The organism is Dielma fastidiosa (assembly GCF_000313565.1).
Lineage (GTDB): Bacteria > Bacillota_I > Bacilli_A > Erysipelotrichales > Erysipelotrichaceae > Dielma > Dielma fastidiosa.
On record NZ_HE578924.1, the window covers coordinates 320,491 to 334,160 of the forward strand.

12 protein-coding genes are annotated in these 13,670 nt (G+C 33.7%); 2 read left to right on the top strand and 10 right to left on the bottom strand.

Features of this window, described 5'->3' with window-relative positions; genetic code table 11:
• Positions 1 to 123: 123 nt before the first annotated feature.
• The 5 genes from DAHG_RS05055 to DAHG_RS05075 all read right to left on the bottom strand — a co-directional run bounded on the left by DAHG_RS05055 (position 124) and on the right by DAHG_RS05075 (position 5,335).
• Positions 124 to 969 (bottom strand): MerR family transcriptional regulator, encoded by an 846-nt coding sequence (locus DAHG_RS05055; RefSeq protein ID WP_235696027.1) that lies wholly within the window; start codon positions 967 to 969, stop codon positions 124 to 126.
• 77 nt (positions 970 to 1,046) lie between these two features.
• Positions 1,047 to 1,352 carry a PTS sugar transporter subunit IIB gene (locus DAHG_RS05060; RefSeq protein WP_022937247.1) on the bottom strand — a complete coding sequence of 102 codons (306 nt, stop codon included), beginning with the start codon at positions 1,350 to 1,352 and terminating at the stop codon, positions 1,047 to 1,049.
• A gap of 33 nt (positions 1,353 to 1,385) precedes the next feature.
• Positions 1,386 to 3,191, bottom strand: a complete 1,806-nt coding sequence (recQ, locus tag DAHG_RS05065; protein WP_022937248.1) for a DNA helicase RecQ — start codon at positions 3,189 to 3,191, stop codon at positions 1,386 to 1,388.
• A gap of 145 nt (positions 3,192 to 3,336) precedes the next feature.
• Entirely contained in the window at positions 3,337 to 4,212 is an 876-nt protein-coding gene (locus DAHG_RS18855; protein WP_022937249.1) for an NAD(P)H-dependent oxidoreductase, read from the bottom strand.
• Between the two features lie 244 nt (positions 4,213 to 4,456).
• On the bottom strand, positions 4,457 to 5,335 hold the full coding sequence (locus DAHG_RS05075) for a LysR family transcriptional regulator (RefSeq protein WP_022937250.1): 879 nt from the start codon (positions 5,333 to 5,335) through the stop codon (positions 4,457 to 4,459).
• A 95-nt stretch (positions 5,336 to 5,430) separates the two neighbouring features.
• Between DAHG_RS05075 and DAHG_RS05080 the strand changes: the two genes are divergently transcribed.
• Positions 5,431 to 5,988, top strand: coding sequence for a chromate transporter (locus DAHG_RS05080; RefSeq protein ID WP_022937251.1), 558 nt, complete (start codon positions 5,431 to 5,433; stop codon positions 5,986 to 5,988).
• Positions 5,989 to 5,990: 2 nt separating this feature from the next.
• Positions 5,991 to 6,545, top strand: a complete 555-nt coding sequence (locus DAHG_RS05085; RefSeq protein WP_022937252.1) for a chromate transporter — start codon at positions 5,991 to 5,993, stop codon at positions 6,543 to 6,545.
• Between the two features lie 8 nt (positions 6,546 to 6,553).
• On the opposite strand, the gene DAHG_RS05090 is transcribed toward DAHG_RS05085, so the two are convergent.
• From DAHG_RS05090 to DAHG_RS05110, 5 genes are all read right to left on the bottom strand, one after another.
• Positions 6,554 to 6,937 carry a (deoxy)nucleoside triphosphate pyrophosphohydrolase gene (locus tag DAHG_RS05090; protein WP_022937253.1) on the bottom strand — a complete coding sequence of 128 codons (384 nt, stop codon included), beginning with the start codon at positions 6,935 to 6,937 and terminating at the stop codon, positions 6,554 to 6,556.
• Positions 6,938 to 6,949: 12 nt separating this feature from the next.
• Positions 6,950 to 9,844: a DUF3427 domain-containing protein gene (locus DAHG_RS05095; protein WP_022937254.1), complete on the bottom strand. Its 2,895-nt coding sequence runs from the start codon at positions 9,842 to 9,844 to the stop codon at positions 6,950 to 6,952.
• A gap of 29 nt (positions 9,845 to 9,873) precedes the next feature.
• On the bottom strand, positions 9,874 to 11,577 hold the full coding sequence (locus tag DAHG_RS05100) for a DUF2075 domain-containing protein (RefSeq protein ID WP_022937255.1): 1,704 nt from the start codon (positions 11,575 to 11,577) through the stop codon (positions 9,874 to 9,876).
• 9 nt (positions 11,578 to 11,586) lie between these two features.
• Entirely contained in the window at positions 11,587 to 11,880 is a 294-nt protein-coding gene (locus tag DAHG_RS05105) for a nucleotide pyrophosphohydrolase (RefSeq protein WP_026880820.1), read from the bottom strand.
• Between the two features lie 198 nt (positions 11,881 to 12,078).
• Positions 12,079 to 13,635 (bottom strand): GGDEF domain-containing protein, encoded by a 1,557-nt coding sequence (locus DAHG_RS05110; RefSeq protein WP_022937257.1) that lies wholly within the window; start codon positions 13,633 to 13,635, stop codon positions 12,079 to 12,081.
• Positions 13,636 to 13,670: the final 35 nt, after the last annotated feature.

A 13,670-nucleotide genomic window follows, 5' to 3' on the forward strand; every position in this document is an offset into this window, starting at 1 on the left:
AATCAGCTTGCTGTTTAAATCTTTAAGCATCTAATGCTAATAATGAAATAAAACATAATTAAAGCTGTATTTTATGGTTTATGATGGCCATATGATACAGCTTTTGTTTAGTTTATAAAAATGTTACTTTTTCTTTCTGATTGGGATCTGAATTTCTGTCAGCCAGTCTTCAGAGCTGTCTTTGTTCCAGATTCCATCAATATAATTCTCACGCGGCATCTGAATTGGTTCATAATCATTCTCTTCAATCCATTGTATCAGTGTTGCATAAGCCTTTGATAAGCCGGCATAGTCACCTTTATGCATAATAGAAGCGGCAAGCACTGATGCCATCTTTTTGAAATGAATATCATCAAAATCCGGTTTCATTGTTTCAACAGCTTCGCAAAATTCAACTCGGAAATTACTTTCCTTATATTCTCCGTCTAAAGAAATAACGAAGCAATATTCCGGCATCCGGCATTTAAGATCCGGATATTGCTGCTGGATCTGAGCGCCGATAGCGGGAATTAATTCAAAATAGGCATCATAGCTAGGCACATTCAACTGTTTTGTATATACGATACACTCAGGCAATTCTTTTAGTATTACTGCATAATTCATAAAGCTTTCCTCCTCTTTCCCAGTTAGGATAAATTCAAGTCGGGAGAGCTGCTCGGCTTTATCATCGATTTCCTTTTGAAGCCGCAGGCGATGCTTTTCTAAAATCATTTCTATATTTTCGCCGCTCATAATCTGCCGTATGTCTTCAATAGAAACATCTGACTGACGCAGTGATTGAATTTGATGCAGCTTGAATAACTGTGCCGTTTCGTAATAACGATAGCCTGTCGCTTCATCAATATACGCCGGCTTCAGCAAACCAATCTCATCATAATAACGCAGCGTCTTGATTGTTGTTTTACTGAGTGTGGAAAACTCACCAATTTTAAACATGTTCATCGTTCTCCTTCCTTGTGTTTTCATCATATTCCCTCCCTTAACCGGAGAGTCAAGAAGTGTTTGCTGCTTTTTTAATATTTTTGAATATATTAATTATTAAAGCTTTACTTAAGCTTCATTAATGTTTTAGCTTGTTTGAGTACAGCTTGCCCATTCATACAGCCATAATCATGCATATCAATAGCAGCAATCGGCTTATTAGGAAAGCGCCTTAGTAGTTTCTCTTGGTAATAGCGGATCTGAGGGCCTAGCAAAACAACATCAGCTGCTGGAATAACTGCATCAGCCGCTGCCATGCCATAGGCTTCAATTTCGCATTCAAAAGCCTCAGCCACTGCCGCAGCGTGCATTTTCGATACTAAAAAGCTCGTTGACATACCGCCTGAACAGATTAAAATTATTCTTTTCATATAAATTCCCCCTATTGCTTATGATTTTAAATATTATTCATGGGATTTGAATGATGCGATAACCTTGATGAATGACTCCCCATATTGATTGTATTTTACCATACCTACACCGCTGATATCGAGCAGTTCCTCTTTTGTGGAAGGCAGACGCTGACACATTTCCTGCAAGGTCTTATCTGAAAACACCAGATAAGGCGGAATGTGATTTTTCTTTGCGAATTTCATCCGCAAAGCCTTAAGCTGATCATAAAGCTTGCTGTTGACAGGTTCTCTGCGTACTGTTTTGATTTCTGCTTCTTTTGGCAGTTTCATTGTCAGCTGACAATCCTCATCAAAAAGCTGATAAGCTTTCTCTGTTGTCTGCAGCAGCGGATAATCACCTGAGGTTATCTGCAAATATCCCTGTAAGATCAATTCCTGAACCATAATGTTAATGCGCTGCACTGAGCAATGCTTTAAAGCCGCATAATATTCATTTTGAGCAGCTGCATAGCGCTGCATGCTGGCATCTTTACTGCCGTTTAATATCTTAACAATGGTGGTTTTCCCATAGCGCTGATCAGCAGATAGGATGCAGTGAATGATAATTCTTGCTTCCTTAAGAATGCTGATTTCTTCAAAATTAGTTAAACAGTTTGAACAATTGCCGCAGTATTGAGGATGGCTTTCACCAAAATAAGCGAGAATGAAACCGCGCAGGCAATCCTTTGTGGTTGAGTAGAAAGTCATTTGTTTTAATCTGGCTTTGTCTTTTTCTATCAGAGCTTGAGCTTCATCAGCATCCAGCAGTTCATTGTCACGATTTTGCTCAATGAGAAATTGGTTAGTAATCACATCACGGCCGCTGTACAGCAATAGACATTCCGCCGGCATTCCATCTCTGCCTGCCCTGCCGGCTTCCTGATAATAGCTTTCAATATCCTTAGGCATATTGTAATGAACAACAAAACGGACATTGGATTTATCGATTCCCATGCCAAACGCATTCGTTGCTACAATGATTTTTTTATTGTCATAAATAAAATCTTCTTGATTCTGACGGCGTTCTTCATCCGGCAAGCCAGCATGATATCGGGTTGCTGAAAAACCATCCTGATTTAATTTATCACAGACTTCTTCAACCGCTTTGCGGGTAATGCAGTAGATAACACCGCTTTCGTCAGCATGATCTCTAAGATAGGAACGCAGTTCTTTATATTTATCTTTAGGGGCCTTGACTAAAAAACGTAAATTTTTGCGGTCGAAGCCCGTTTTAATCAGCAGCGGATCTTTAAGTCTGAGCTGGGCGATGACGTCCTCTTGTACCTTTTCTGTTGCCGTGGCAGTAAAAGCACCGATAACCGGACGTTTAGGCAGACGGTCGATAAAGTCAGCAATGGCAGTATAGCTTGGACGGAAATCCTGACCCCAATGAGAAATGCAGTGTGCCTCATCGATGCTTACAAAGGATATATCGGAGCATAAGGCAAAATCCATGAAGTTATCCGTGGCAAGCCGCTCAGGGGCTACATATATGATTTTATACATACCGCTGCGGGCATTGTCAATGGCCTTTAAATATTGTCTGAAAGTGAGTGAGCTGTTGAGGAAGGCAGCCCGGACACCCGCTTGATTCAAAGCTGCTACTTGGTCTTTCATTAACGAAATGAGCGGCGATATAACGAGTGTAATACCGGGAAACATCAAAGCCGGTACCTGATAGCAGATTGATTTACCAGCGCCAGTAGGCATGATACCAAACGCATCTCTGCCTGCCAGCAAAGCATCAACAAGCTGAGCTTGACCTTCGCGGAATTCATCATAGCCAAAGACATTTTTTAGGACTTCGTTTTTATCCATTGCAGTACCGTCCTTTCATCAAACAAGTAAGAATATTATAACTTATTTCCACTGATGCTGGTTAATTAATCTTACAAAAATCTTTGACCTTTTAAAGCTAGAAAAAAGATATGCATACCAAGCTGCATATCTCTTATCGTATCATTTATTTACTGAAATAAACTTTATCTAAATTTGCCTTCAGCGCATTCTCTAATTCAGTTAATTCTGATTCATAATTTTCTGAACTATTTGATGGTGTTCTGTCATTCATGAAACGGCCTACATTCTCTACTCCCCAGAATGCAGCTGTATCATCATCAAATACTTCAAATGCTTTCATATAACGATCCCATTTTTCATCTTCGATACCAACGCCATCGCCGATCCAGCCACGGCCGCCGCCTAGATAACCGCAGTTCATGATTGTATACATCGTCTTGCCTGTTAATAAGCCTTCAAGACCAGCAGCACCATCCTGGTAAGCAAACTTCTTAGCGAATACTTCCTCTTTATAACCCTTTACAATGGCAATCTCTGAATCATGCCAGTTAGGATAAATAAAGATGATATGATCTGCCTGAGATACTAAATCCTGTTCTGCTTTAATTTTCTCAGAAGGTTCACCTTGTCCATCTTTAGCATAATAGAAATCCGCAGCACTCAGCACTGGATTAAAATTCATTGTATACAAGTCACGTTTTTCAACTTCCATACCTTTTTCTTCTAAATAACTCATAGTAGTATTAGCTAAATCCCATAAAACACTATTATGTCTTGGGTCACCAATAATAACTAAGGCTTTCTCTTTATCACTGTCAGTAAATCCAGAAGGTGTTACCGTCTTAACATATTCCTCTGGAACAATAGATGCAGATGTTACAGCATCCTGCGTAGGACCCGTGAATGAATCAACAACTGGTTTATCATTCTTTTCTTCTTCTTTTGGCTGATCCTCAACTTTTGGTTCATCCTGTTTAGGAGCTGATGTGCACCCTGCCAGCATTAAAACAGCCAGCAAACTTAAAGCTAACTTCTTCATATTTCCCTCCAAATGCTTCGAGTTTAAAGAGCAAAAGCATAAGCTCATGCTTTAGTGTTTTACGAGCAAAAGCATAAGCTCAAACTTTGAATTATCTGTTTGGAGTATTATAAATAAAACCTAAAAGACTTCGCTATCAATAATTATAACAAAAGTTATTTGTTTGTCAAACGCATTTCGTTGATATGATACATACTTCTATATTAAAGTGTATAAGATCAAAAAAAAACATATATTTAAGGCTTTAATTATTGCCGCATAATGCCTCTGCTTTTAAAATTAACGACTGCATGGGCTTGGTTAGCTGTTTATATTTATTGAAAATTAAATAATTTACATTCCTTAATTCAAGATCTTTTACTATCAGTTTTTTTAATGCTCCTTGCTTTACTTTTTCAGCAATAATGTTTTCAGGAAGCAGGGCAATACCCATTCCCTGCATCGCTGCTTTCATTAGGACATTGGAATTAACACTAGTCCAGAGCGGCTGTATCTCTATATTGTGAAGCAGCAATGTGCTGTCAAAAACATCGCGAATGGCACTGCCCTTTTCTCTCAGCAGAAGCGGTTTGGAAATTAGTTCTTCAATCGTAATTGAAGCAGACGCGATATAGGCAGGGGCACAAACCGGTATGATTTGGTAAGAAGATAATGGAATTGAATTGAATTTCTCCTGAGGAAAGGCACCTTCGATAAATGCTATGTCAATTTCATTATTTTCTAGTTTCTCTAATATTGCAGAGGCGCTTGCGATTGTGACCGGCAGCATAATATCCGGAAATTCTTTTTTCATGCTGTCAATGAGATCAATAAGAAAAAGATGCGCAACCGTAATGCACGAGCCGATGCGCAGTGGTGATAATTCATCAAATTTCGCAATTTCTTTTTCTAAGTCATCAAAAACTGCGAGAAGATGTTTTGCTTTTTCCATCAGCAATGAACCCGCGGAAGTTAATATGATATTTTTAGGTGTTCGTTCAAACAACGCGGTACCTACTTCATTTTCCAAATCATGTATAACATGTGAAATAGCAGGCTGGGTCATATATAAAGCTTTTGATGCTGCGGTAAAACTTTTGTGTTTGCATACCTCAACAAATATTCTTAGCTGTCTTAAGTTCATAAACACCTCCATAACTATTTAGTAATAGATATGATAAAATAATAGCATTTTATTTATCATAAGTCGAATGTTATAGTAGCAATGAGGTGTTGTTTATGAATAAAGTTAAAACTTATTGTTGGTTGTTTGGCATTAATCTATTTATCAGTGCGTTCACTTTTGGCGGCGGTTATGTAGTGATTCCAATGATTAAGAAATATTATGTAGAAGAAAAGCAGTTATTTGATGAAGAGGAATTAATGGATATTGCTGCTATTGCACAGTCTTCACCTGGGGCGATCGCGATTAATATGAGCGCGTTAGCTGGATATCGGGTAGCTGGCTGGCAGGGGTTGTTGATTAGCTGCTTTGCGGCCATTTTACCGCCGCTAGTAATTTTGTCTGTTGTTTCAGCGGTATATTCGTTGATTCGGGATAATCGCATCATATCGGCTGTTTTAAAAGGAATGGAAGCTGGTGTAGCTGCTTTGATCGTCGATTTAATTATTGATATGTATGCTTTAATCATCAAAGAAAAGCAGCTGTTTTATACTTGCATGGTGCCAGCTGCGTTTATTCTTAATTATATTTTTCATGTAAATGTTGCCATAATCATAATTGGCACGCTGTTTGTGTGTATTTTTAAATACCAATTCTTTAAAGTGAGGGCTTGATAATGAATCTTTTATTTCAATTATTTTTTGATTTTTTTAAGATAGGTCTATTCAGTATCGGCGGTGGTTATGCGATCATTCCAGCAATAAGAGATCAGGTTGTCATTTTAAGACAGTGGATCACTTATCAAGAATTTACAGATATCATCACTATATCACAGATGACACCAGGGCCTTTAGCCGTTAATACCTCTACCTTTGTTGGTATGCGAGTCGGCGGACTAGCTGGAGCATTGCTGGCTACGGTTGGATGTATTTTTATGGGTGTTGTGATTACGGTGGGGCTCTATAAGCTATTCAGTAAATATTCTTACTCAGCGTATTTTAAAGAGATGCTGAAGGGGCTGAAATCGGCCTCGCTGGGTCTAATTGCATCGGCGGCAGCGATTATTCTCGCATTGGCTTTTTTTGGTTCTGAGAATATAAAATTATCGGCACTTAATATGAGCTCAGTGATTATCTGCATGACTGCACTTATTCTAGTGAGAAAGACGAAGCTGAATCCTATTGTGATTATGATTCTGTGTGGGATGATGAATCTTATTTCACTGATTTGAATAATATGTTAACTATTCATTAATTTTTCTATAAGTCCCTGATCGGCTGGTAACCAATCTACAGTATCTAACTCATACTTCATTAGCCATTTTGAGGCTTCGTGTTCTTTTAAAACAAGATCACCTTTTAGTATTTTACAAAAAAAGCAATGCATTGTTAAATGAAAGTTAGGATAGTCAAACTCTACTATATCAACTAATTGCCCAACTGATATTTCAGTATCTAATTCTTCTTTTATTTCTCTTTTTAATGCTTCTTGTGGAGTTTCCCCTGATTCTATTTTTCCTCCAGGAAATTCCCATCCATCTTTAAATTCACCATATCCTCTTTGCGTAGCAAATATTTTATCCTCTTCACATATAATAGCTGCAACTACTTCAACTGTTTTCATAAAATATCCTTTCTAATTAATTAAATAATCATAAATGTCTTCCCTTACCGCATCTTTTAATTCTAATTCAAAATTCATTATAGGTAAAACCCTTCCTGCATCATTTTTTATAGTAGTTTCATGCCAATCAATTGGCTTAACTTCTCCTAAATAATAAAAGTCTGTGCCTTCTCCATCACTTTTCTTTACAAATAAATAAATTTTCAATTGATTTTCTCTCCAATTGATGAGTTGTAAAGATTCTTTAGAACTAAGGGAAACTGAACTGCGTGTCATCCAACTAAACACACGATCATTAACAAATCGATCTTCATATTTTGTACTATTTGTAATATCATCTTTTTTTTCGTAAGTAACAAAAATAGGACATGTTGAATTTTTAATTTTATATCCATATAATGTAGAACTTTCATCAAGATCATAGTTTAGAATTCTACATACATCCTTACGAGAATATTTTGCATATAAAACAAGACCATTTAAATCAGTTTTTCCTTGATATAAATCACGATATCTAATTAATCCTAATTCAATTAAATTAAACATCTGCTCTCTAAAAGCAAGATCCTTTAAATCATCAAAAAATTCATTTCCTATTTTATATATTGATTTATCTATAGATTCAATAAAATTAACTGATTCATATTTTTTCTTTTCTGATTGTGTGTTAATGAATTTTTTAAACAATAAGTTAACAGACGATGTCATTGATTTATCTGTTACATAAACATCATATTCATCAACTAATTCTTTACTCACATTTGTCAAATCTACCCTTTGATAATTCATTAAATTAGATAATATCAAAAGTTCATGAGGTCGTTTACCATTTACTAATAAAGACGATACAAAAGTTAAGGCGCTAATTTTTCTAACAGTAAATTGATATGTATATTCATCTTCAACAGATTGCAGAAATTGATGATATGTTTGCGAATAATTTAAAAGAATTAAAGGATCTATATCACCATATAAATAAAAGTCAAGAATACTAGGAATTCTTCCTAATTTATTTTTTAAATTAATATATTTTTCAACTAATAATTTCTTTTTAGTAGACATATTGTCGATTGCTTTTAGTATTTGTTTCTTTGATATTTCATCAAAATGTATGGTCGAATTACCTGGTAATGTTCTTGACCCTTCTAGCACATATCGTCTTATAGTATCTTTGCTATAGCTCCTATCGCCTGATAATGCCATAGGAATCATAAAATTATTTTTATAATTACCTATAAAATCTAAAATAACAACATATTCCTTACCTTCACATTTTCTTAACCCTCTACCTAACTGTTGCACAAAAACAATGGGTGATTCAGTTGGTCTGAGCATAATGACTTGATTTATTTCTGGAATATCTACACCTTCATTGAATATATCAACTGTTAATAAATAATCTAACTTATCCTGTCCATCATCTAAAACTAAACGATCGATTGCAAGCTCTCGTTCTTCTTGACTATCTTCACCTGTAAGTGCTTTTGTTTTAAAACCTCTCAAATTGAATTGTTCTGATAATAATTTTGCTTCTTTTTTTGTACTACAAAATATTAGACCTTTTAAACTTTCCCCACTATAACCAAAATAATTTGCTTTTTCAATTATATAATCGACTCGATGATCACACACTAAGAAATTAAAATTTCTCAATCCAATAGAGTCATCAATTATTTCATTACCTATCTGTATATCTGTAATACCAAAATAATGAAATGGACAAAGTATATCTTCTTCAAGTGCTTTTTGAAGTCGTATTTCATAAGCAATATTATGATTAAAAAGTTTATAAATATCAAATCCATCAGGACGATCTGGACTTGCCGTCATACCAAGCCAAAATTGAGGTTTGAAATAGTCCATAATTACTTGATAACTAGCGGCTCCTGCATGGTGTACTTCATCTATCACAATGGTATCAAAAGCATTAGGTTTGAAATTAAAATAAATTTCTGGTTTGGATAAAGTTTGCATTGTAGCAAAAACAAAATCTGAATCATAACATTTTTCATTTCCTGTCAATAAGCCAAAGCTTTTTGAAGATCCGAATACTTTTTTATAACTATTAAAAGCCTGTTTGGCTATTTGTTCACGATGTACAACAAATAATGCACGTTTCAAATTTTGTTTTTTTAAAGCAAAAGCTGAAGCATATGTTTTACCCGTTCCGGTTGCAGATATTAATAATGCTTTATCTTCCCCCTTTTCTAGTAATTTTTGTAAATTGATAATTATCTTTTCTTGTAATGGCTTAGGCTTTAATATTTCATTTTTGTTATTGAAAGTTTTTTCTTGATTCAATAATGCAATTCTTTCTTTATAAATAACTTCATAACGACTTATATATTGATTTAACGGTTTAGATGATTCCCACATCTTATTAAATTCACTTAGTGTTTCACTAGTAATTTCACCTTTATTCGTTGATACAAATTTTGTATTCCACTCCTTATTTTTAGTTAAAGCAGCAGCCGTAAGGTTTGAGCTTCCAATTATAATTTTATATATTTCTTTTTCCCTAAATATATAGCCTTTTGTATGAAAGCCAACTTTATGTTCATCAACATTAAAAATTCTTAATTCTAAATTATTTAATTCACCTAACTTTTTTAAAGCTTCAGGTTCACTAAAAGAAAGATAATCAGTTGTCATTATTCTACCTGGTACATTTCTCTTTTCCAGTTCTTTTAGCGTTTGTAACAATGGTGTAATTCCACTTTGCGTAATAAAAGCAACACTAATAAAAAATTCATCACAGCGTTTTAACTCTTCTTCTATAGAAACAAGCATTTTTCTTCCAGCTTTATAATCGTTGAAAATAAATTGTGGTCTATATAAAAGGCTTGAGGTATGATTATAATCTAAAAAAGCTGTCTTTAATCCATTTTCAATATCTGCTTGACACATAGAATCTTGCTCCTTTAAAAATCATAATTTTAAATATATTTCTTAAAATAACTTTTTAATTTCTCATCGCACGCATATACATAAGTGCCTTTAATTCCTCTAGTCATTAATACCTTATAGATATTAATTATATACTCATGCAATTCCTTCTCATCATGAATACCTCGGCTCCCATTCATATCATGATAATTTTCTTTTTTTATTTGAATCCTTTGCGCCTTTTCATCATAAGTAATCTCTGGGCCAAAAATCACACCAGCATAATTTAGATCATATCCCTGAACCGTATGAATACAGCCTATTTCATCAATAGCATGAGGAGAGTTAACCCAATCTTGTCCAACTGTATTCCATATTAACTTCACGTTATTAATTTCAATATCAAATAGTTTATTTGAAATAATTTCTTTATAAGATAACCCCTTTGTACGCCATTTCCATGCGTATCCAGCTACATTTCGACACAAGCCAAACTCGTTATCCTTTTGTTTAATGGCGTTTATCATAGAATCTAGATCATCATAAAGTTGAAAATCATAATTACTAAATTTTTTTACTTGAATATTCTCTGCATCACCAAGCAATTGCTCAATGTATTCAATATACTCAACGCCACCTTCTACACGTAATTGTGAAATCAAATTATATTGAAATGATTCCTCTTGTTCATTGATACGTTCAAAACATTCTCTGCGTATATCCGTAGGTTTAACACTTTGCGTTTTATCATAAAACAGGATCTGATATTTGCTGCATTTCATTAGCCAATCCAATTCTGTTCCATCATTACTTAAACCTAAGCTTTTGTTATTTTTGTCAAATTGAGCATAGCCAGACAGATTTATGCGTCGCTTAAGTCTATGCGCTTCATCAACAATAACTAAATCATAATTATCTTTCAAAACTTCACTTGGCCCAATAACCATTGAGGGTTTTAATCCATTTATGTTTCTGAATACCATTTTTAAGGTTTTGCGTAATGATGTCATTGGTATAACTAAAGCTATTTTTAACTTTTGTTTATTTTTCAAATTCAGTAAAGCATCAATAAAACCTTCCTCATACAATTCATTATCTTCAAGATAATCTAAATAACTCTGTTTTAATTCTTTAGACATTACATCATTAATTAATTTCATTAAAAAAATAGCTAATACAGTTTTCCCTGTGCCAGCACCACCGTTTACTATAAATGCGGCTGGTTCGTTCGTCTGAATTTTTTTGAACAAATCATTCATAATTTTATATACGGTGTTATATTGATCCTCTGTTAAGCTTTTATAAGGAGAGAATTTAAATAAATTCGAATTTTTAATAATTGCTAAATCATGCTTAACCAAACCTTTACGTCTTAAATCATGCCAAATCTCATTAAACTTATCTAAATAATATTTCCTTTGATAATATTCATGATCTCTACTTTGCCCTAAATTTCCATTTTGCAATTTATATATACCGTCTGCTGACATATAAGAAATTAATAAAGATTCTACATCTAAACAAGCAGATTTATTAAATTCTTCATCATAAATAACGCTGACTTCTTTTAACTTTACTCTTTCTTTATTTGACAAATGCTGCTTGAAACGTATAATAGCATTCCCTGTTTCGCCAATATATGCTTCTGAATTATTGTTAATAATATAGACAACCGGCCAGTTCATACAGTAAGGAACAGCTTTTATATTATCTAGTTCAGTCGCTTTAAATTTGAAGGTTTTGATGTTTCCCATATGTTACCCCTATATTTCTGTATATTTTTTACTACTTCCTTTACATTTATCGACAGGATATTTTTCCTCATTTTTCTTGATTTTATCTAATATAATTTCTTCGATGTCTACCTCAAGTTTATCAGCTAACAGCATACAATAAATCATAACATCAGCTAATTCTTCACAAACCGCATTTTTACTAAATGCTGAATTCCATTGAAAACATTCTAATAATTCTCCTGCTTCTATAGCAATAGATTTGGCTAAATTTTCAGGACTATGAAATTGGTCCCAATCGCGTTCTTCATTAAATCTTATTATTCTTTTTTTATTTTATCCATATAATCACCTTTCTCCAATTATAATTCTTTTGTATTAATTAATCTAGTAATACTCTTATCTAATCAAACAATTATGTATGTTTTTTTATGATATTTTAAAAAATAAAAAGAATTAATAACTGTTAATAACAGTGATCAATCCTTATTAATTCTTACATTATATAACAACTGTTTATCTTTATTCATCCAACATCTTCAGACAGTAACGATTGCCGCCATTATTTTTCGCCTCATACATCGCCTCATCTGCTGTCTTAAACAAGCTTTCAAAATCACATTTCTGTGATATCACACTGAGACCCACACTGGCACTGACCTGACATTCACCGGCAATACTCTGAATACTTTTCATAATATTCTCTGTCTTCTCATTCAGGTAGTCCATTGACAAAATATTCTTCATAAAAATACTGAATTCATCGCCGCCAATTCTACCTAAATAATCATTATCACGCAAATTCTTTTTGATAGCCTCAACAATTTGTATCAATACCTGATCACCATAATAATGCCCCAATGTATCATTAATATTTTTAAATTTATCAATATCAACGATAAACAATGCCATATATTGATCCTGATGCATCATCTCCAGCTCTGCTTTTACATAATTAGTAAAAGCATTTTTATTAAGCACTCGAGTAAACTCTTCTAACTCCATATTTTTTCTTAATTCTTCATTGGTTTTTAGAATAATTTTCTGCTCATAGACAATCTTTTCCATATTGATATTAGTTATTAATGTAGACTTCATTTCACGCTTCCAAGCCTCATCTTCCTTTTTCTTAGAAACATAATAATTAAAGAGCACTTCCTTTAACTGTTCCTTTCGGAATTTTATACTGTACTCAACGTAATACTCCATAAGTCTTGATGTACGTTTATACTCAGGATACTGCTTCATATAAATATTCAGCTGTTCCAGCAAGACATTACTTAATTCTTCAAAACCTGCCTCCACACACAATTTGAATATTTGTACCATATCCTTATAAGTGTGCAGCTGATCCAGGTCCTTACTGCATAGGTTCAAAAACTGATATATTCTTTCAATCATCAACTGATAATCTGTAGCATAATACGCCTCATAAACTTGATATAATAGATAATCATCTTCTACGGTAAATTCAGTATATTTCTCTCTATACACTTCCAAATAAGACATCCATTGTCTATAATCATCCATTTTGTGTAAATGCAGACTGCACCCAACTAGATTAATAATATTAAAACCATCATTAATCTTCAATAAGCTGCTGTCAGTAATGCCTCTTTCCTTGAAACTTTCAAGGAAATATTCGTAAGCAATATCATAATACTGTAAATCATAAAAAAGCACGCCCAAATTATTAGTGAGTATATAAACCGAACGATTTACATTATTCATTTTCGCAATATAATATGCCTTTAATGTATATTGTACAGAATTAACCTCATCACCCAAGGTTCCATAAATCATTCCAACTAAGTTATTTAATTGTATAAGATAAAAATTAGCAGATATAATTTCTCCATAAGTAATCCCATCAAGAGCAAAATCAAGCGCCTCCTGATAATTACCTTTATTTAAATTATAATTAGCTATATAGTAACAAGCAACCGCCATGTAATAATCATCACGCTCATTTTCAGCTAAATCCTTCAGCTTTTTAGCCAGTACGAAAATAGCATCCATATTCTTAGATAGCCGTTCTATATCTATTTGTTGTTCTATATTGCGCATTTCTTCTAACATAGTATAATCATAGCATAATTTGTATGAATTTTGTC